Source organism: Streptomyces sp. NPDC004327, from assembly GCF_042873935.1.
In the GTDB taxonomy this organism is placed as follows: Bacteria; Actinomycetota; Actinomycetes; order Streptomycetales; family Streptomycetaceae; genus Streptomyces.
The window spans coordinates 48,581-66,963 of the sequence record NZ_JBIAME010000013.1; the positions used below are offsets into that span (position 1 = coordinate 48,581).

At 70.5% G+C, this 18,383-nt stretch carries 17 protein-coding genes and 2 pseudogenes; 11 read left to right on the plus strand and 8 right to left on the minus strand.

Translation table 11 applies throughout. The annotated features are described in order from the left end of the window. The first annotated feature begins 421 nt into the window (after positions 1–421). Positions 422–1,885: a glycosyltransferase family 2 protein gene (locus tag ACFYU9_RS35190; RefSeq protein WP_389347636.1), complete on the plus strand. Its 1,464-nt coding sequence runs from the start codon at positions 422–424 to the stop codon at positions 1,883–1,885. Positions 1,886–2,248: 363 nt separating this feature from the next. Next, positions 2,249–2,587: a thioredoxin family protein gene (locus ACFYU9_RS35195; protein ID WP_389347638.1), complete on the plus strand. Its 339-nt coding sequence runs from the start codon at positions 2,249–2,251 to the stop codon at positions 2,585–2,587. A 581-nt stretch (positions 2,588–3,168) separates the two neighbouring features. Here the strand turns inward: ACFYU9_RS35195 and ACFYU9_RS35200 are convergent. Further along, entirely contained in the window at positions 3,169–3,789 is a 621-nt protein-coding gene (locus ACFYU9_RS35200) for a TIGR03086 family metal-binding protein (RefSeq protein WP_389347640.1), read from the minus strand. Between the two features lie 80 nt (positions 3,790–3,869). Between ACFYU9_RS35200 and ACFYU9_RS35205 the strand changes: the two genes are divergently transcribed. Further along, positions 3,870–4,808 carry a helix-turn-helix transcriptional regulator gene (locus ACFYU9_RS35205; protein ID WP_389347642.1) on the plus strand — a complete coding sequence of 313 codons (939 nt, stop codon included), beginning with the start codon at positions 3,870–3,872 and terminating at the stop codon, positions 4,806–4,808. Positions 4,809–5,279: 471 nt separating this feature from the next. Here the strand turns inward: ACFYU9_RS35205 and ACFYU9_RS35210 are convergent, their stop codons facing one another. Continuing rightward, positions 5,280–6,461 (minus strand): serine hydrolase domain-containing protein, encoded by a 1,182-nt coding sequence (locus ACFYU9_RS35210; protein WP_389347644.1) that lies wholly within the window; start codon positions 6,459–6,461, stop codon positions 5,280–5,282. Between the two features lie 352 nt (positions 6,462–6,813). Between ACFYU9_RS35210 and ACFYU9_RS35215 the strand changes: the two genes are divergently transcribed. Next, positions 6,814–7,275, plus strand: coding sequence for a GNAT family N-acetyltransferase (locus ACFYU9_RS35215; RefSeq protein ID WP_389212219.1), 462 nt, complete (start codon positions 6,814–6,816; stop codon positions 7,273–7,275). 201 nt (positions 7,276–7,476) lie between these two features. Continuing rightward, positions 7,477–7,668: pseudogene (locus tag ACFYU9_RS35220) on the plus strand (transcriptional regulator); the annotation flags it as partial. A 221-nt stretch (positions 7,669–7,889) separates the two neighbouring features. Here the strand turns inward: ACFYU9_RS35220 and ACFYU9_RS35225 are convergent. Continuing rightward, positions 7,890–8,186 (minus strand): annotated as a pseudogene (locus tag ACFYU9_RS35225) (IS481 family transposase); the annotation flags it as partial. A gap of 68 nt (positions 8,187–8,254) precedes the next feature. On the opposite strand from ACFYU9_RS35225, the gene ACFYU9_RS35230 reads away from it, so the two are divergent. Then, entirely contained in the window at positions 8,255–9,265 is a 1,011-nt protein-coding gene (locus tag ACFYU9_RS35230; RefSeq protein ID WP_389212221.1) for a quinone oxidoreductase family protein, read from the plus strand. 220 nt (positions 9,266–9,485) lie between these two features. Here ACFYU9_RS35230 and ACFYU9_RS35235 read toward each other — a convergent pair whose 3' ends face one another. From ACFYU9_RS35235 to ACFYU9_RS35250, 4 genes are read right to left on the minus strand one after another with little or no spacing between them, the layout of a single operon-like run. Then, entirely contained in the window at positions 9,486–10,004 is a 519-nt protein-coding gene (locus ACFYU9_RS35235; RefSeq protein WP_389212223.1) for a GNAT family N-acetyltransferase, read from the minus strand. Continuing rightward, entirely contained in the window at positions 10,001–10,420 is a 420-nt protein-coding gene (locus ACFYU9_RS35240; protein ID WP_389212225.1) for an arsenate reductase ArsC, read from the minus strand. Before ACFYU9_RS35240 ends, ACFYU9_RS35235 begins: the two co-directional genes overlap by 4 nt. Then, positions 10,420–11,187 carry an aquaporin gene (locus ACFYU9_RS35245; RefSeq protein WP_389212227.1) on the minus strand — a complete coding sequence of 256 codons (768 nt, stop codon included), beginning with the start codon at positions 11,185–11,187 and terminating at the stop codon, positions 10,420–10,422. Before ACFYU9_RS35245 ends, ACFYU9_RS35240 begins: the two co-directional genes overlap by 1 nt. After that, positions 11,184–11,570, minus strand: a complete 387-nt coding sequence (locus ACFYU9_RS35250) for an ArsR/SmtB family transcription factor (RefSeq protein ID WP_389212229.1) — start codon at positions 11,568–11,570, stop codon at positions 11,184–11,186. The genes ACFYU9_RS35245 and ACFYU9_RS35250 overlap by 4 nt, the downstream gene beginning before the upstream one ends. An 82-nt stretch (positions 11,571–11,652) precedes the next feature. Here ACFYU9_RS35250 and ACFYU9_RS35255 point away from each other — a divergent pair, with 82 nt between their 5' ends. From ACFYU9_RS35255 to ACFYU9_RS35275, 5 genes are all read left to right on the plus strand, one after another. After that, positions 11,653–12,156: an ArsI/CadI family heavy metal resistance metalloenzyme gene (locus ACFYU9_RS35255; protein WP_389347646.1), complete on the plus strand. Its 504-nt coding sequence runs from the start codon at positions 11,653–11,655 to the stop codon at positions 12,154–12,156. A gap of 1,142 nt (positions 12,157–13,298) precedes the next feature. Beyond that, complete coding sequence (locus ACFYU9_RS35260; RefSeq protein ID WP_389347648.1) at positions 13,299–14,162, plus strand: conjugal transfer protein; 864 nt, start codon at positions 13,299–13,301, stop codon at positions 14,160–14,162. Between the two features lie 14 nt (positions 14,163–14,176). Beyond that, positions 14,177–14,491 carry a hypothetical protein gene (locus ACFYU9_RS35265; RefSeq protein ID WP_389347650.1) on the plus strand — a complete coding sequence of 105 codons (315 nt, stop codon included), beginning with the start codon at positions 14,177–14,179 and terminating at the stop codon, positions 14,489–14,491. Continuing rightward, positions 14,488–15,033 carry a hypothetical protein gene (locus tag ACFYU9_RS35270; RefSeq protein WP_389347653.1) on the plus strand — a complete coding sequence of 182 codons (546 nt, stop codon included), beginning with the start codon at positions 14,488–14,490 and terminating at the stop codon, positions 15,031–15,033. Before ACFYU9_RS35265 ends, ACFYU9_RS35270 begins: the two co-directional genes overlap by 4 nt. Then, on the plus strand, positions 15,030–17,417 hold the full coding sequence (locus tag ACFYU9_RS35275) for an ATP-binding protein (protein ID WP_389347655.1): 2,388 nt from the start codon (positions 15,030–15,032) through the stop codon (positions 17,415–17,417). The genes ACFYU9_RS35270 and ACFYU9_RS35275 overlap by 4 nt, the downstream gene beginning before the upstream one ends. Before the next feature lie 555 nt (positions 17,418–17,972). On the opposite strand, the gene ACFYU9_RS35280 is transcribed toward ACFYU9_RS35275, so the two are convergent. After that, positions 17,973–18,161, minus strand: a complete 189-nt coding sequence (locus tag ACFYU9_RS35280; RefSeq protein ID WP_389347658.1) for a hypothetical protein — start codon at positions 18,159–18,161, stop codon at positions 17,973–17,975. Between the last annotated feature and the right edge of the window lie 222 nt (positions 18,162–18,383).

Sequence of the window (18,383 nt, forward strand, 5' to 3'; positions counted from 1 at the left end):
GGGGACCTTGTCACGGACGCGCATTCGTGTCGGAAGCTGCTCGCGGACCCGACGCCCCGGCTCCGGGTTGCCCGGTCGCGAGCGCCTGGTCGATGAAGACACGGACCAGCTCAGGAGCCTTGTCGGCAGCGCCGGCGGCTCCAGGACGCCGCCAAGCGCCGCCTCGTTGCGCGGCCCTCGCGCCGGCCCCGCTCCCGGCAGAACCGGATCGGCAGCGCTGCCGCGCGCCGGGATGCCTGGGCCCTGTCCCGGCTGCGGTACTCCAACGCCTGGCTGTGGCGACGATGCCGGGGGGCGAGGCGTCACCGCCTTCCGCGTCACCGTCCTCGCGTCGCCGCTCACGCGGTGCTCCGCCGTCTGGCGATCTGACTGGTCCTTACACTGTCCTTGATCATTTGCATGGCGAGAAACGGGTGACAGGGTGGGGTCGGTCCGCGCGGGCATGGACGTGATCGAGGAGCTGGCAGGCTGCGGGCCCGAGGCGCAGGACCGGTTCCTGGCAAAGCGGTCGTCGGTGGTGGCCGACGTGATGGCCAACGGTTTCACCCGCCGGCACCCGGATCTGGCGGCGAAGCCCGGCTTCGCACGCTGGCAGCTCGTGGCCCTGGCGGTCGCTGTCACCGCCGTCGCGGTGGTGGTGGTGTTCGTACCACTGGTCGCTCTCGCTCTGCTGACCGTGGTGGTGACGGCCTACAGCCTGCTGCACGCCGTCATCGCGGTGGCCGGCCTGCTGCACCGCAGGCCCGGGGCGGCTGCGGCGGATCCGCCTGTCCCCGACACGCAGCTGCCGTCCTACACCGTGCTGGTGCCCGCCTACCAGGAGTCCGAGGTGATCGGTGGCCTGGTGCGGCACCTGGCGGAATTGGACTACCCGCCGGACCGGCTGGAGGTGCTGATCCTGGTGGAACGGCACGATCCCGACACCCGGCGGGCCGTCCTCGCGGCGGATCCGCCGCCGTTCGTCCGCATCGTCCAGCTGCCGTCCGGCCCACCGCAGACCAAACCCCGCTCGGTGAACCTCGGCCTCATGCTGGCCCGCGGCGAGCTGTTGGTGATATTCGACGCCGAGGACCGGCCCGACCCCGCCCAACTGCGGCGCGTCGCCGCACGGTTCGCCGCCCGTGACGGGCGGACGGCCTGCGTCCAGGCGCAGCTACTGTTCCGCAACGCCGCCGGGAACTGGCTGACCAGGCAGTTCGCCATGGAGTACGCCCTGCGGTTCGGGCTCGCCCTGCCTGGGCTGGAGCGGCTGAGGCTGCCGATCCCGCTCGGCGGCACCAGCAACCACTTCCGCACCGACACCCTGCGCGCGCTGGGCAGCTGGGATGCCTGGAACGTCACTGAGGACGCCGACCTCGGCATGCGCTGCGCCGCGATGGGCTACCGCACCGAGACCATCGAATCCGTCACCTGGGAGGAGGCCCTCGACACGGTCGCCCCCTACGTCCGCCAGCGCACCCGCTGGCTCAAGGGTTTCCTGGTCACGACCATGGTCCACACCCGCCACCCCTGCCGGACCCTGCGCCGGTTCGGCGCCTCCGGCACACTCGTGCTGCTCGGTGTCGTCGCCGCCGCTCCGGTGACCGCCCTGCTCCAGCCCGTACTGAGCGCCCTCACCGTGCTCGCCCTCACCGGCCCGGTATGGTCCTCGACCGGCGCCGGGCTGGTGGTGCCGGCCGTGGCTGCCCAGGGCGTCTCGATCACGGTGTGGATCGCCATCACCTTCGTCGCCGCCCGGCGGGCGGGACTGGCGGCGCCCTGGCACGCGCTGTTCAGCCCATTCGTCACGGTGCTGTGGTCGGTCGCCGCGTGGCGCGCCGCGCACCAGCTGGTGGTCTCCCCGTTCAGCTGGGAGAAGACCCCGCACCGGCCGAGCACGGACTGACGACGCTTGCCGGAAGGGCGATCACAACCCACCGCCGGCGGCCACCGGCCGGTCGCCGCGCTGCGACCCTGTCCTCCCGGCCACGTCGCCCGCGCGGGCACGGGGCGCGGCTTGCAATCACCCGTTCCGGGCACTCGCCCGGCGTCCCCGTGGCGGCGACTCGCTCTGCCGGGCGCCGAGCGGGGCTGTCGACGGACTTGCCTTCCACCAGTACCGGCCAATCGCTTCGGAGCGATCCGATACGAACCCTCCAGGGCGCCGTCCGGCGGTCGTGCCGTTTGAACGTCTGCCCCAGTCGTACCCATGCTCGCCCAACGGGGGATGATGGGACGGAACCACGCACACACAAAATCAGGAGCTTCCATGGCGAAGCGGATTCACCAACCCCGTGAGGACGCGGAGTTCGATTTCATCCTCGGGATGAGCACGATCCCGGTCCTCGCGTACTTCACCGGGACATGGCCGAAGGCAATCGAGCCCTGCCGCGCGGCGGACCTCGTCGTGGGTGGCATCGCCGAGGAGTACATGGGTCGCCTGACAGTCGTCCGCACCGACATCACGCGCTGTCCGGCGGCAACCAAACGATACGAGGTCACCGGAGCCCCGTCCTACGTCCTACTGAAGGATGGAGAGGCGGTGGCGCACGGCACGGGACCCATGACCAGCGTCGAGGTACGGGAGCTCGTCGACAGCCACCTCTGAGCGAACGCCGTGGCACCGCGGTCACGACACCCGTTGATCGACGCCTCGGCGTTCCCGTCGACGGCGCCGGCTCGCACCGCATCGTCCTCGGCAGCACCGCCGGCGCCTTCACCGACCTGGACGGGTTCGCCTGGGAGGCCGCCGCGTCGCGAGTCCCCACCTGTCGTTCACTGCCCCGCCTTGGACGAACGGCCTTTCGACGGCCATACCCGAAGCCTCGTTCAGATGGCGATGACTGGTGACGGGCTCGTGTCGTTGCAGGCGTGGGAAGCATCCTGATGAGGGTTTTCGCGAAGACCGAGGGCGAACTGCGCCCGGACTGTCCTGCGCCCCGCCCGTGCGCCCGTGCGGCGCGGGGCGGTCCAGGCGCACTGGGACGCGCTGTCAGGCTGTCGCCCGGGCCGTTCCGCGCCCGGGCCGTTCCCCGCTCGGGCTGCTCCGCGGCAGGGTCGTGGGGCCCTCCCTGCTCTGACGTGCGGGAGGGTGGCACGCTCTGCGGCTGGGTCGTGGGGCTGTCCTGCGCCAACGTGCAGGGAGGGCGGCCCCGGCCATGGGGGCGCCCTCCCTGTTTCGGATGCTGATTACGGCTTGCGTCCGCACCATGCCACGAGGCGGTCGATGGCCGGCGCGTCCGCGTCGACGTCCACCGCGACCTCGAACGGCGCGCCGTCACGCGGCCCGGTGGGCAGCGCGCGCTTCATGGCGGCGTACGAAATCGCCACGAGCTCGGGGTCCCAGTGCGGGGACTGTCCGGTGGCGGTGGCCAGGTCCCAGGTGTGTACGGTGAATTCCGAGGTCCACACGGCCGCGGCGGCCCCGCCCGGGAGGCTGCCGAACGGCAGTTTCAGGATCCGGCCCAGGATCTCGGGGTCCGCCCACGCCGCCTCGACGTCACGTGCCGCGGCGTCCCATGCCTCTTGCCATGCGGTGTCGGGGAGGTCGTCGGCGACGGTGGGCAGAGTCGTCACGTCGCCGCCGCGCCCGGCGTGGGCGATGCGCCGCAGCACGGCGACAAGGTGCCTGGCCAGTTGCCGGACGGTGAACTCGGTGCAGGGCGTGGGCGCGTCGAACTGCTCGGGCCGGACTGCGGCGACGGTGCGTCCGGCCAGTGCGATGGCCTTCAGCAGGCCCTGACGGGGGTCGTCGGTGGCGTCAGGGGTGGTGACAGTGGACCGCGGGGTGTTCTCCATGTTTTGCGTCATGGCCTCATCCTGGAAGCCGAACAGGTCATCTCCTGGCCTCTTTCGGCAAGAGAATGGCCGCTATGAGAGCCGATCGCCTGGTGGCCACCCTGCTGTTCCTCCAAACACGCACTCGTGTGACCGTGGCCGAGGTCGCCGCCGAGCTGGAAGTGTCGCCACGGACCGCACGCCGTGACCTGGAGGCCCTGTCCACCGCGGGCATCCCCGTCTACTCGCAGCGTGGCCGCGGCGGCGGCTGGTCGCTGGTCGGCGGCGCCCGTACGGACCTCACCGGGCTGACCGCCGAGGAGATCCGGGCACTGTTCCTGCTCGCGGGCCCCTCGGCCACCACACCCGAACTCCGCACAGCGTTGCGCAAGTTGGTACGGGCGCTGCCCGCACCGCTGCGTGCGGGCGCCGAGGCCGCGTCGCGGGCCGGCCTTGCCGACGGCACGAACTGGTCACGCGCCGACCACACGACCACCGGGCCGCACCTTGACGCGCTCCGGCGGGCCGTAGTGGACGGAATCCAGGTACGGCTTGGGTACGCCGGGCCCGGCAAGCCCGTCGGCGTGCGAACCGTCCATCCGCTCGGGCTGGTGACCAAGGCCGGTCACGACTACCTCGTCGCCGAGACGGAGCGGGGCTTGCGAACCTTCCGGCTCAGCCGGGTCGCCTCGGTCCAGGCAACCGGCGAGCCCGTCGTACGGCCGCCCGACTTCGACCTTCCCACCGTCTGGCGTTCGTTCGCCGCGCGCTTGGAGGAGCGGCTGTATGCGGCGACGGTTCGGGCCCGGGCCGAGCCCGGTGCCATGGCAATCCTGGAGCGCCTGTTCGACGGGCGCCTGCACGTCGGTCCGCTGCTCCCCGACGGCTGGAGGGAGATACGCGTCGACGGGCCGACGCCGGAGGTCGTCGCGACACAGCTGGCCGGGCTGGGGGCACGCATCGAGGTGCTGGACCCGCCCGAGGCAAGGGAGCGGCTCGCACGTCTGGCGGTTGAGCTGGCCGGTGTGTACGGGCCGCCGGGCTCTTCGTGATCCCGGTCTTGCCGCAGATGTCGAAGGTCGAGCTGTACGCGGCGATCCGTCGGGATCACCGGGCCGGCCTGATGATGCGGGAGCTGGAGCGCAATTCGTCCCGCAGACCCATCCGCCCGGGGTGGAGGCGGAGGTCGACTTCGGCGACGTGGCCTCGCGGCTCGCCGGCAAGCTGGTGACCTGCCAGCTGTTCTCCTTCCGCCTGTCGTATTCGGGCAAGTCCACCGGGTGTTCGCCTCTGTCGGCCAGGAAGCCGTCTTCGAAGACCACGTGCACGCGCTGCGGATGCTGGGCGGGGTCCCTCCTACAATCTCGCCTCCGCCCGGCCCGGGAAGAGGAACCAGCTTCGGCCGGCTGAGAGGTAGGCCCGAAAGGGGCTGTGGGATGGCGAGGGGGCAGCGCAGATCTGCGGAGCAAGCAGGCGCTGCGTCGAGCTCACTGCCCATTGGCGACCGCGACGACGGCCTCCGCTCACGGGGTACTGGGGCCCTCGGCGCACAGTGCGTGGTCGATCAGGGAGCTGGCCGCTTTCTCTTGGTCCAGTATGTGCTTCGGGGTGTCGCCGCGTGCCTCGGACATGGAGACCACAGCACTTCGCCTGGCGTCGTCGGTGACGCCGTTGAGGGTGATGTAGCCGCCGTCCCCGCCCTCGTGGCTCCAGTAGGTTCCTCCACAACTCAGGGGGCGTTCGACCAGGCCGAGCCCGTATCGGCCGCCGGGCCACAGCTGTTGGACCTCCGCGTTCACGGGAACCGTCTGCTTCATCTCGGCCAGCTGCCGCGCCGGTAGCAGGCGGCCCGCGAGCAGCGCGCGGAGGAAGACGTTCTCGTCCCGCGTGGTCGTGACCCACGAAAGGCTCTCGTGGTCCACCGGTATCTGGTCGGTGACGTCCACCCGGGAACCGGGGCCGAAGAGCTGGTATGCCTGGGCGTGCGGCTGGGGCAGGGTGGGCGAGGTGCCATTCCACCGGGTCTGGTCGAGACCGAGCGGGCGCAGGATGCGGTCTTCGATCTCCTGGTGGGCGGGTTGACCGGTGGCCTTCTGGATGATCAGGCCGAGCAGGACGTAGCCGGTGTTGGAGTACGCCCAGCCCTTGCCGGGCGGGAAGTCCGGCGCGTGGGCCACGGCGCGGGCAACCAGCTGCTCGGGGCCGTAGACGTCGTGGCGCTGCTGGTAGTACTCCTTGGGCGTCGTGTATCCGGGCAGGCCGTCGGGGATGCCGCTGGTGTGCTGGAGCAGCTGGCGGATGGTGACCCGGCTGCCGTCGTTGCCCTTACCCTGCACCACTCCCGGCAGCCAGTGGTCGACCGTGTCGTGAAGGGACAGCCTGCCCTCGGCCTCCAGTTGGAGGACGACGGTGGCGACCAGCGTCTTGGACGTGCTGGCCATGCGGAAATAGCCGTTGGAAGGGACCGGGCGGCCAGTGTCCAGGTCGGCGGTGCCGCTGGTGGCGACCGACTGCCGACCATCAGGTGCGATCACGCGGGCTTGCACACCGCTGATACCGAGGGCGCGGATCGCCTCGGCGTCCTGGCGCAACCGCTCCACGGGGGAGGGTCCGGCGGGCTTGGCGCCGGTGGTGGCCGCGCAGGCGGTGAGCAGCGTAGCGACACCAAGTGCCAGGGCGAGGTGCTTTCGCAGAATCGAACTCATGACTGAACGCTAGTTTCGGCCCCCCACGGATCGCGATCCGGCGAACCTCATGATCGGAGTGGGGATATCCCCCCAGCGCGTGCTTTGGGGTTCAGAGAACAGACTCTGCCGCGCAGTGAAAAAAGTTGCGGGCCGCTGTCGATCCGGCCGCGTCCCATTCGACGTCATGATGTGCGGCGCCTCGCCACACAGTAAGTGTGCGCGACAACCCCGGACGGGGCAGGAGGGAAGCAGGCCGCACGGGCCCAGGTGAGCGTCACAACTCGCCTAATCTGTATGGCCTTTGCCATGTCACGGACCGACCAGAACGTCCGCTCCTCACACGGGTCACATGCCTGCCATGATCCGTGTCATGCGCACACAGATCACATCGGCCGGGATGGCCGACATTCACCAGGTTCTTGCTGACCACCACCGATACTGGGGAGAACGCGACCTTCGGTCCCTGCACCTTTTGGCGCTGGTGCAAGAGTTCGGCGAAACCTGTCTGGTCGCCCGTGCCGAGGACGGAATCCACGGGTACATCATCGGCTTCGTCACCCCGACCGGCACCGGGTACGTACACCTGATCGCCACCCGGGACGACGCCCGCGGCACTGGTCTCGGGCGCCGTCTGTATGCGGCGTTCGCCGATGCTGCCCAGCGCCACGGCGCGCTGCGATTGAAGGCGATCACGTCACTTGGAAACACCGGCTCGATCGCATTCCATCGCCGCCTCGGATTCGACGCGAAGACCATCGATGACTACAACGGTCCTGGCCAAGCCATGGTCGTGTTCCATCGTGTTCTGCCGTTCGACGCCATGCAGCCCTGAGCGGCCGGCCGGCCGTCCCGCCACCGGCAGTCGCTCCCCAGGCCGTCGGCGGGGCGCAAAGTCGGATCGGCACCGGATTATGGCTTACCCGTTCCGGCCGTACGGACGGGCGGCCTCGTGGGATACGCATGCGTGTCCGCCAAAGGGCGGCAGCTCGACCGGTAGATCCGCGCACTCAGGCCTTCCTGTGAAGCCCTTGCGGTGCGCCTGGGGCACCTCACGCGGGACACCGGGATCAACGGGCGTGAGCTCTCCCGCCGCTGCGGCATCCTCGGCGCCAAGGCCGCGTCCTGCGACGCCGACATCCGGGCCTGGTGCACCGCCTGCAGCGCCGGGCAGCAGGCGGCGGACCTGGTGGCCACCGCCCGCGCGGTGGACTCGATGTACATGGAGGCAGTGTCGGTGATCGTTCACGCCAAGGATCGGCTCACGTTCGCAGAAGGTGTGCCACCACCCAAACAACGCCAGGCGCCCGTGGTTGCCGGGGAGGCGGTGTTCGGGCCGCCGAACTGGGCGCAGTCCGACGCCCGTTGTGCGGGGCGGCCTGCGGTGGCGCTCGGCCAGTAGAGCTGGGTGACCGGTTGGCCAGGTGGTCGGGTGGCCGGGTGGGCGGCGATCCCAGCGCTGGTGAAGAAGGCGTGGGCCCGTTGCCGGAAGGCGGTGGCGGTCTCCTTCTTCTCGTCCGCGTGGATCTCGCTGTAGGCGAGGCGGGAGTGGTCGTCGACGGGCGGTGTGCAGGTAGCTGTAGCGGGCGTTCCTGCGGGTCTTGCGGCCCGCTTGCCGGCCCAGGACCTTGTGTCCGCCGTCGTCGGGGATGTTGTGTTGCCGATTTCCTTGATGTCGACGTGCACGAGCTCGCCGGGTTTCTCGCGTAGCGGGCGTCTCAGCTCTCGGCGGGGGCGGCGGGCTGGTCTGCTTGCCGGGAATCGGATCGCCATCAACGGGGTTGGTGGGGGGACGAGCCGTTGTTGGAGGGGTCATGCGAGCGATTCAGGTGTACGAAGTGGGCGGTCCCGAGGTGCTGCGGGAGGCCGAGGTGGACCAGCCGCGGCCGGGTCCGGGCGAGGCGGTCGTTGAGGTCGCCGCATCCGGGGTCAACTTCCTCGACGTCTACCACCGCGAGGGCCGCTACAGCCTCCCGCTGCCCTTCACCCCGGGTGCTGAGGGTGCCGGCACGGTCGTCGAAGTCGGACCGGGCGTCACTGACGTCGCAGTGGGGGACCGGGTCGGTTGGGTGGAGATTCCCGGCACGTATGCCGAGCGGGCCGTCGTGGACTCCTCCCGGCTGGTGCCGCTGCCCGACGATATCGGCTTCGAGACAGCCGCCGCCGTGCTCCTCCAAGGCATGACCGCGCACTATCTCGTCAAGGACGCCTACCCGGTTCAAGAGGGCGACACGGTGCTCGTGCATGCGGCTGCTGGTGGCATGGGGCTGCTTTTGACCCAGCTCATCACCCGTCTCGGCGGCAGGGTGATCGGCACGACGTCGACCACGGCGAAGGCCGAGCTGGCGAAGGGTGCCGGGGCCGCCGAGGTGATCCTTTCCTCCGCGGTCGACGATCTCGCAGCCGAGGTGAGGCGGCTCAACGGCGGTCAGGGACTGCCGGTTGTCTACGACGGCGTCGGCGCGCACACCTTCGATGCGAGCCTTGCCAGCCTGCGACCCCGCGGCCATCTCGTGCTCTTCGGCGCGGCAAGTGGTGCCGTGCCTCCGTTCGATCCGATCCGGCTCGCCGACGGCGGTTCGCTGACCCTGATCCGGCCCAGCCTCGGGGACTTCATCGCCGATCGGTCCGAACTGCTCCGACGGGCCGCCGATGTGTTCGAGTGGGTGCGCTCCAAGGCGCTTGAGGTCACCGTAACGGGCCGCTATGCATTGTCCGAGGCCGCCCGGGCCCACAGCGATCTGGAGGCTCGGCGTACCACCGGCAAGCTGCTCGTCATACCCGATGCGGCCGCTCTGGAACGCCGCGAGGAGACGCAGAGCTGATCGCGGGTGACGAGGTCGGGGGATCTTGGAGACTGAGATGTCGAGGGCATGGCCGACCGCCGTCGCCGAGATCCCCGACGGCAGGCGCTCAGCAGGGACAAGATCAAGTTCTGGCGGGTTTCCGGCGTATCTGGGTCACACCCCTTCAAGCTCCCTCAGCCGGGACCTGGCTCACCCGTCCGCAACCTCCCGGGACAGAACAAGTAGCCCGCCGTGCCGCTCAGGCGATAACTGGGCTGCGGCGTTCGATCAGGACCACGTCGCGCCACTGGCCATGGTGCTGACCGATGCGCTCGCGGGTCCCGATCACTCGGAAGCCGGCCCGCTGATGCATGGCGAGGCTGGTGGTGTTCTCGGGGAAGACACCGGACTGGATCGTCCAGATGCCCGCAGCCTCGGTGGAGGCGATCAGAGCGTTCATCAGCGCCAGGCCGGTACCGCGGCCGCGGGCCTCGGGGTGGACATAGACGGAGTGCTCGACGACGCCGGCGTACGCGCACCGGTCAGAGACCGGCACCACGGCAACCCAGCCCAGCACCCGGCCGTCGCCGAGCGCGACCAGGCGGTGGTCGGGCAGCTTGGCGCTGTCGAAGCCCTCCCAGGTCGGGGCGGTGGTCTCGAAGGTGGCGTTACCCTCGTCGATGCCCAACTGGTAGATCGCCAGAACCTGCCCGGCGTGCTCCGGACGTAGGGGCGCGATGCGCACGCCGGTGCCGGTGCCGGTGCCGGTGGCCGTCATGCCGCAGGCTCGATGCCGAGTTCGGCGAGCAGGCCGCGGACGCGCTGCTCGATCTCGTCGCGGATCGGCCGGACGGCCGCGACGCCCTGCCCGGCCGGATCCTCCAGCTGCCAGTCCAGGTACCGCTTGCCGGGGAAGTAGGGGCAGGCGTCGCCGCAGCCCATGGTGATCACCAGGTCCGAGGACTGCACCGCCTCGGTGGTGAGGACCTTCGGCGTCTCGGCCGAGATGTCGATCCCGACCTCGGCCAAGGCCTCCACGACGGCGGGGTTCACCGTGTCGGCGGGGGCGGAGCCGGCCGAGCGGACGTGGACGCGGCTACCGCCAAGGCGGGTGAGGAAGGCGGCGGCCATCTGGGAGCGGCCGGCGTTGTGCACGCAGACGAACAGCACGGACGGTGCGGTGGAGGTGCTCATCAGGCCAGGGCGCTTTCTTCGGTGGAACGGGCGGTGGGCTGCTGCCCGGCATGGGGGACGACCACCTCGTCTATACCCGCGGCGGCCGGGCGGCCGAAGCAGACGACGACCAGGCAGAGACCGGCGGCGGCGCCGATCAGCTGGGCGGCGAGGAAGGGCAGCACGGAGGTGGGGGCGATGCCAGCGAAGGTGTCGGTGAACGCCCGGCCGATCGTGACGGCGGGGTTGGCGAAGGAGGTGGAGGAGGTGAACCAGTACGCGGCGCCGATGTAGGAGGCGACCAGCAGCGGCGCGAGGTGCGCGCGGCCGGCGCGGGCGAGGCCGAAGACGAGCCAGACCAGTCCGGCGGTGGCCACGACCTCCGCCAGCCACAGATGCCCGGCCCACCGCTCGTGCGTGGAGAAGGCGACCAGCGGCTTGCTGAACATGGCGTCGGCCAGCACCGCACCGCCGATCGCCCCGGCGATCTGCGCGGGCAGGTACGCGGCGACGTCGCGCAGGCCAGGGCCGTCGCCGGTGCGGCGGCCGGTGAACCAGGCGGCCAGGGTGACCGCGGGGTTGAAGTGCGCCCCGGACACCGGCCCCAGGAACGCGATGAGCACGCCCAGGCCGAAGACCGTGGCGAGCGAGTTGGCCAGCAGCTGCGTCCCGGCGTCGTGGGTCAGTTCGGTGGCCTGGATCCCGGATCCGACCACCACGGCGACCAGCGCGGCTGTCCCCAGCCCCTCGACGGCCACCCGTCGTATCAGCGGTGCGGGCGCGCTCACGCCGAGGCCTTCGCGGACGTGGCGGGGATCTCCAGCAGGGCGGACAGCTTCGCCAGGGCCTCCGGGAGCACCCAGTAGTACACCCAGGTGCCGCGCCGCTCGGAGCCGACCAGCCCGGCCTCGCGCAGCACCTTCAGGTGGTGGGAGATCGTCGGCTGGGACACGTCGAAGGGACCGGTGAGGTCGCACACGCACGCCTCGCCGCCCTCGTGGGAGGCGATCAGCGACAGCAGCCGCAGCCGGATCGGGTCCGACAGGGCCTTGAACATCCGCGACAGCTCTGCCGCGGCCTCCTCGCCGAGCGGCTCGCGGACCATCGGCGCGCAGCACGCCGCCGCGTCGTCGTCCTGTCCGAGCACCGGCAGACCAGCTTGTTTCGACATTCCTCAATATTGACAGCTGTCGATCCCGGTGGCAAGGTCGGCTGTATCGACAGACGTCGAAACAAGTCGTTGGGGGACCGCCATGTCCCGTGTTCAGCTCGCCCTGCGCGTCGCCGACCTCGAAGCCTCGATCGCCTTCTATTCCAAGCTCTTCGGCGCAGAGCCGGCCAAGCGTCGCGACGGCTACGCCAACTTCGCCGTCGCCGAGCCTCCGCTCAAGCTCGTCCTCATCGAGGGCGAGGCCGGCGAGGAGACCCGCCTGGACCACCTCGGCGTCGAGGTCGCCAGCACCGAGGACGTCACCGCCGCCACGACCCGGCTGAAGGACTCAGGCCTGGCCACGTTCGAGGAGAACGACACCGCCTGCTGCTACGCGCTACAGGACAAGGTGTGGGTGACCGGACCGGGCAAGGAACCGTGGGAGGTGTACGTCGTCAAGGCCGACGCCGACACCCTGGGCAAGAGCGCCGAAGGCGCCCCGGACGCCTGCTGCGGCACCACCGCGTGCTGCACTCCCCAGGAGCAGGCCCTCGACTCCTCCCAGACCCCGGCCGAGGCGCCCTCCGGGTGCGCCTGCACGAGCTGACTGGCTATCTACCGGGTGGCGTCTGCGCCGGCAGCACGTGCACGACCGCATGGCGGTCGCCGAGGTGCCGACGCACGGTGGGCCGGGTGAACACGGGTGGTGGCCTCTACAGCTGGAGCTTCTGACCGCCATCCTGCGAAGGGCGCTCGTTCATTGAGTCCACCGCACGCCAAGAGCTCGTGGGGCTCTGCCCCTCTGTCGCGGGTGACCTTTGTCGTCGGGGTGGGGGACCTCAGCTGTTGTCCGCGTACTTACCACCGTGCTTACCACCGTGCTTACCACTGGGCTTACCACCGGGTTTTCCGAGAGGAGTTGTGGCCACGGGCCGCGCGGCGGTGCTGTCTGGTGTGTACGGGCGGGCGGGCGGTGGTGTGGTGAGTGGCGGTCGAGCGTGGGTGCGGCTGATTGGGGACGCGGGTGGGTGTGTTCCGCGCGGCAGCGGCAGGGTCTGCGCAGGCCGGCGGCTGCTGCCCCTTTGTCGCGGGTGACTTTTGTCGTCGTGGTGGGGGACCTCAGCTGTTGTCCGCGTGCTTACCACCGTGCTTACCACTGGGCTTACCACCGGGTTTACCGAGAGGAGTTGTGGCCACGGGCCGCGCGGCGGTGCTGTCTGGTGTGTACGGGTGGTCGGTGGTGTGGTGAGTGACGGGTCGGGTGCTGGTGCGGCTGATCGGGGAGGCGGGTGGATGTGTCCCCGCGCGGCAGCGGCAGGGGCTGCGCAGGCCGGCGGCTGTGGTGTGTTGCGGTGAGGCCCGGGTGGCGGGCGGGGCGGTCTCCGTGAGCGTCCCCCTGTCTATCCGCCTTGAGGGGGTGGTTGTGGGGGTGCGGGCGCAGCCGGCAACCCGGTGGGTGGGTTGGGTCTGGTGTCGTGGTGAGTGGCTGTCATGTCGGTCGTGTGCTCACCAGCGGGCTTACCGGGAGGTGTTGTGGTGCTGTGATGGCTGGTGGGTTCGGGTGGTTAGTGGTGTGGTGAGTGGCTTGTCGAGGGTCGGGATTGTCCATGTTCCCGAGCTTTCGATGGAGCCTTCATGGCCTTCCCTCCGCTTCGCCGTGTCAGGCGGGGTACCCGTTCCTTTGACACCGCGGTCTCGTCGTGTTCCCTGCGCCCACGGCGCGCCGCCCTGGTGAGGACCGGTGTGTGGGTGGCGCTCGCCGCCGGCCCGGTTGCCCTGTTCGGTAGCTGTTCGTGGCCGGCCCCGGTAGCTCCTGCCGCGCCGGTTTCCGCGGCCCGGCCTGCTGTACCGGAGCGTCTGGCTGATCCGGGCGTGGCCGGGTTTGGCGAGTTGTTCCTCGGTTTGTGGCTGCGCAGCGGTACCAGCGAGCAGGGCCTGGCCGCCCGGGCGCTCAAGGCGATGGCGCCGTCGGTGCGTGTGCCGGTGTGGGGGAAGCGGCCGCCGGTTGTTGAGGCGCTGGCCGCCGTACGCACGGTCCGTGTGGGCGACGGTGTCTGGTCGGTAACGGTCGCTGCCGAAATGCCGGACAACACTGTGGGGGAGGAGTACGGCGAGACGGGTGCGGGTGTGCGGTACTTCGCTGTTCCCGTCGCGCTCACCGACCATCCCCAGGGTGGTGGCGCGTGGACGTTCACGGCCGGCGCACCGAGCGAGGTTACCGGCCCCACCGCGGGACAACTGCCCGACTCGTCGTATGGCGCGCGGGTGGAGGCGGGGCCGCTTGCTGACAGTGTGACCGGCTTCCTGGCCGCCTACCTCGGCACCAGTGGCGGCGCCGAGCGGTATCTCGCGCCGGGCGTTGTGCTGTCTTCGGTGTCGGCGGCCGGCTACCGGGCGGTCGAGGTCGAGCAGATCTTTGCCGACCGTTCCGGGTCCGGGCAGGTGCCGGGTGCTGATGGTGTGGCGGTTCACGTGTGCGCTGAGGTGGTGGCGAGGGATGCGGCTGGTCGCCGGTGGCCGCTGTCGTACGCGCTGGCGCTGACTGCCCGTGCGGGCCGTTGGGAGATCGCCGCTGTGGAATCCGGCCTCACCGTGCCCAGGACCACCTCCTGAAGGAGTACTTCCTCATGCACACCACCGCGTCCCTCGTGCTGGCCGGCGCGTTTGAGAACATCGGCAATGGCCTGTTCTCCCTGGGTGAGAGCTGGGCCGACAAGGCCCTCAAGCTGTTCATCCTCGGCGCCGTGCTCATCACGGTTGTCAAGAAGATGAGTCTGAAGGCCGGGATCGGCGCGCTGCTCGGCCTGGCGATCTGCCTGGGTATCTACAACGCCCGCACCGAGCTGGCCGATGCCTTCAAGCAGGAGATCGTCGACCTGCAGTCCGCCCCCGCCCACACCACCCCCCACCCCAGCGGCGACACCGCACGGCGGATCGCGTGAACACGGCAGCGATCCGTACGGGCCGCAGCTACACCCTCGCGCGCACGTTCCCCTGGGTGCTGGGCAAGATCGGCGACTTCGTGCTGTGGCTCGGCCCGTACAACGCCCCCCAGCTCATCATCCTCGGCGCCGGCGTCTTCCTGCTGATCAAGACCTTCTTCTGGTGGGCCCCGCTCCTCGGCCCCGTCCCGGTCATGGCCCTCGGCTTCACGGTGTGGGCGGCCCGCGCCAGCCGGATCGGCGGCCGCGCCCCGCTCTGGGTGGCCTACGGCCTCCTTCAGAGGGCCTTGCAGCCGGCCTCGGGCCGGATCGGCGGACACACCGCCCGCCCCGCCGCCGCCCACTCGCTCACCGGCTCCTTCCTCATCGAGCGCACGGGCCCGCATATGGCCCCGCACCCGAGGCGCTCGTCGCGCTGCACAACCCCGCTGCCTGCCCAGGCGACGAAGCAGTCCTCCCGCCCTGTGACTGCGCGGGGCCCGGTCCCGACACCGCTGCAGCAACTCCTTCACACCCGAGTCCGAGAGGAGAGCGCACGATGAAGGTGCAGATCCGTCACATCGTTGACCACCTCGTGTGGTCCACCAGCGGCACCGTGTGGGCCATCTGGTGGCTCACGCCTACCGGATCGCGCTACATGAGCGACCGCACCCGCGACGACCTCCACGCCCGTATCGCGAGCCTGGTGCGCTCCCTGCCCGGCAGCGCGCGGCTGTACGGCCTGTGCGCCCGGGTCGATCCGGCGGAGGTGGTCGCTCAGACCGTGGAAGGGGTCGACTACCACCGGCATGCGGCGTGGGCCGAGGTCGCCGACGCCCAGCTGCGCCTCCTTGCGGGTGAGGAGTTGGACGAGCCGGTGGAGATGCACCGCCGCACGCTGTGGCTCGCGGTGCCGCTCGCGGCTGATGGTGCGCGGGCGCAGTGGTCCGCCGGTATCGCCTCCGTGTGGTCGGAGCTGTCGGGCGTGCTGGGCGTGGCCCCGGCGCCGGTTGCGGCCCGCGAGGTCGACGTGTTCCAGGAGCAGGCCGCGCGCCTGGAGGCGGAGCTCGGCGGTGCGGTTCAGTTGCGGCGGGCGCGGCCGGCGGAGATTGTGTGGATGCACCAGCACGCCGTGGCCCGCGGCCTGGACGGTGAACTCCTCGGTGAGGCCGAGCACTGCGCCCTTCGTGGCAGCCGCCTGGAGCACGGGACGCTGCGGTCTCCGTCGCACGCCGACCTCGGCCACGTACGCCTCCTCCCGTTCGGGGTGGACTGGGTCGTCGACATGACCCTCGTGTCGGCGGAGAAGGTCGTGGCGGCGGTCACCCGCAAGAAGCGGGATCTGGTGGACCAGGCGGAGCAGTATGCCGCCCGCCGGGCCACGGGTCTGCCCGAGGCCATGCATGACGCCGCCGACGATCTCGGCGACCTCTCCGCACGGGCCTCGCGCACCAGCGTCGAGGTCGAGGTCCAGACGGTGGCGGTGATGACCGTGTGGGGGAGCAGCCCGGCCGAGTGCGACCAGCGCGCCAGCGCCCTTCAGGCGCGCCTGCGTGGCGCGAACTACCGTCTGGTCCGCCCGGTCGGAGGCCAGGAGGAGCTGTTCACCCTGGGCCTTCCCGCCGCCACGACGCCGCCGGCCACCCGCCAGTACGTCCAGCACCAGCTGGGGGAGGACTGGGCCATGCACGGCGCCTTGGCAGGCCAGTCGTTCGGTGACCCGACCGGGGCGATGGTCGGCTTCTCCCAGGACATTGGCACGGCCAGCCCGGTCCTGCTCGACATCGCCGAAGCCCCCGCGAAGAACGCCTCCGCCTCCCTCGGCTTCGCCGGTGATCTCGGTGGCGGCAAGTCCACCCTGCTCAAGCTCATCTCCAGTAGCGTCGTCGACCGCGGCGGCCGGGTCATCGCGATCGACCGCACCAAGAGCCGTGAATGGGCGCGCTTCGCCCGTGCGGCGGCTGAAGGACGCTGTCAGGTCGTCGACGCCGCGAGCGCGGAGTTGTCCATCGACCCGCTGCGCGTTTTCGCCGATCCGTCCGTCGGCGCCCGCTACGCGCTCAGCTACCTGACCGTGCAGCTCGGTGTCGGCCCGATGACCGAACACGGCGCGCTGCTGAAGACCGCCGTCAAGCAGGCCGCATCCTCGGATACCCCGTGCATGGCCGGCGTGCTCACCGCCCTCGAAGAGATGGCTGCGCAGGACAGCGGTCGCGGGCAGCGTGCCGACGCCCTGGCCGAGTGGCTGCGGGTCGCCGCCGACGAACCCCTGGCAGCGACCGTGTTCGCCCCCGCCCTGCCGCCGCTCGACCTCATGTCCGCCGTCTCTTCGGACTTCGTCGTCATCACCACCACCGGCCTGACCCTGCCCCCCAGGGACGCGGCCACCAACCCCGAACTGCTGCGCGGTCAGCCGCTGGAGGCCCTGATCGGCCGGGCCGTGCTCTACCTGATCGCCGCGATCGCCCGCGAGACCGCCTTCACCGACCCCCGCTTCACCTTCTTCCCCCTGGACGAGGCCTACTGGCTCACCTCCTCCGCCGAGGGCCAAGCGCTTATCGACGAGATCGTCTACGACGGCCGCAAACACGGCGCCGGTACCGGCCTTGGGTGTCACGACGTTGACGAACTCGGCACCTCCACCACCCGCGGCCTGCTCGCCTACCGCTTCCTCGCCCGCACCGCAGCCCCCACCCTCGCCGCCCGCGGCCTCAACTGGCTCGGCCTGGACGGCAGCAACGAGGACCTCGTCAGCCTCGTCACCACCGACTTGTCCCCGTTCGCAAAGACCGAGCGAGCCGGCGAGTTCCTCGCCCGCGACCCCCGCATGGCCATCGGCCGCTTCAAAGTCCTCGTCCCCGACGTCGAGCGGATCCTCGCCGGCATCTTCACCACCCCCACCACGACCACCATCACCGAGCCCGCGACTGCCGGGAGCACCCGATGAGCCACACCTTCACCCGCCCGCGCACGGAGCGCACTGCCCGCCGGCTCACCGGGATTGTGCTCAAGGTCGACCGGGAGTCAGGGCCAGGACGTGGTCCGCGAAGGTGCGCTCCACGGGCATGAGGGGCTTCTTCCGCCGGGCCGGCACGTACCGGCGCACAGGCCGGACGGCGGCGCGGGTGCGGGCCGGGCATGGGGCCGCTACGTCGGGTTCAGGCGGTGACCGGGGGCCGTCACGAGCGACACCAAACGACCTGAGCCGGGAAACAGAAGTCCGAGCCGTTCGGCGAGTGGAAGAACCGACCCCCGGGTCGGAGGGAGCGCACCCGTGTGCACGTCCACCCGCCTTGTGACCCCTTGCCATGCCACGCCTGTGCGTGGCAGAGCACACGCTCACGCGCCCTATGGCTAGCGGTGTGCCGACCTGTCCGGTGTGGCAGTCCCGATCCCGGCTGCCTTTTGCTGCCCTGGGAGGGGCGGCAGCCCGCCGCACGGTTCCGATCGCGGCGGCTCGGGTCATGCCGGTGCCCTGACCGTTCGGGAACCTGACCCTCCATCACGGCGTCGTCGGATCCTGGTCGTCCTCGCCGTCCTCGCTGTCCTCGTTGTCCTTCTCGTTGTCCTCCTCGGCCTTGTCTCGTACGTCCGGCGGGGTGGGCGTGGTGATGTTCCGCTGCTCGGCTGACCGTTCGCGTGCGTGCTCGTCCACCCGCGGGTCGCCGCCGTTGTCGTTGGGGCCGTTCATCGTCGTCGTCCCTTCTTGTCGGCTTTCTCCACCCTGGCATCGGTGATCGGCCCCCGCATCCGGCGCCGGGGGTGCTCGCGCCGGATGCGGGAACGGGGCGCTCGGTGTGGTCGCCCGGTCGAGTGCCGGAAGCCGGCCCGTTGCGGCTGCTCGGCGGCGAAGTACTCGCCGATGGTCTCCGAAACCGAGGATCACGCCCTCGGAGGCGAGGACTGGTGCGGG

Coding starts and splice junctions, on each gene's coding strand:
- ACFYU9_RS35195 (WP_389347638.1), top strand. CDS start 2,249: ATGGCGAAGCGGATTCACCAACCCCGTGAGGACGCGGAGTTCGATTTC.
- ACFYU9_RS35200 (WP_389347640.1), bottom strand. CDS start 3,789: ATGACGCAAAACATGGAGAACACCCCGCGGTCCACTGTCACCACCCCT.
- ACFYU9_RS35210 (WP_389347644.1), bottom strand. CDS start 6,461: ATGAGTTCGATTCTGCGAAAGCACCTCGCCCTGGCACTTGGTGTCGCT.
- ACFYU9_RS35215 (WP_389212219.1), top strand. CDS start 6,814: ATGCGCACACAGATCACATCGGCCGGGATGGCCGACATTCACCAGGTT.
- ACFYU9_RS35230 (WP_389212221.1), top strand. CDS start 8,255: ATGCGAGCGATTCAGGTGTACGAAGTGGGCGGTCCCGAGGTGCTGCGG.
- ACFYU9_RS35235 (WP_389212223.1), bottom strand. CDS start 10,004: ATGACGGCCACCGGCACCGGCACCGGCACCGGCGTGCGCATCGCGCCC.
- ACFYU9_RS35240 (WP_389212225.1), bottom strand. CDS start 10,420: ATGAGCACCTCCACCGCACCGTCCGTGCTGTTCGTCTGCGTGCACAAC.
- ACFYU9_RS35250 (WP_389212229.1), bottom strand. CDS start 11,570: ATGTCGAAACAAGCTGGTCTGCCGGTGCTCGGACAGGACGACGACGCG.
- ACFYU9_RS35255 (WP_389347646.1), top strand. CDS start 11,653: ATGTCCCGTGTTCAGCTCGCCCTGCGCGTCGCCGACCTCGAAGCCTCG.
- ACFYU9_RS35265 (WP_389347650.1), top strand. CDS start 14,177: ATGCACACCACCGCGTCCCTCGTGCTGGCCGGCGCGTTTGAGAACATC.
- ACFYU9_RS35275 (WP_389347655.1), top strand. CDS start 15,030: ATGAAGGTGCAGATCCGTCACATCGTTGACCACCTCGTGTGGTCCACC.
- ACFYU9_RS35280 (WP_389347658.1), bottom strand. CDS start 18,161: ATGAACGGCCCCAACGACAACGGCGGCGACCCGCGGGTGGACGAGCAC.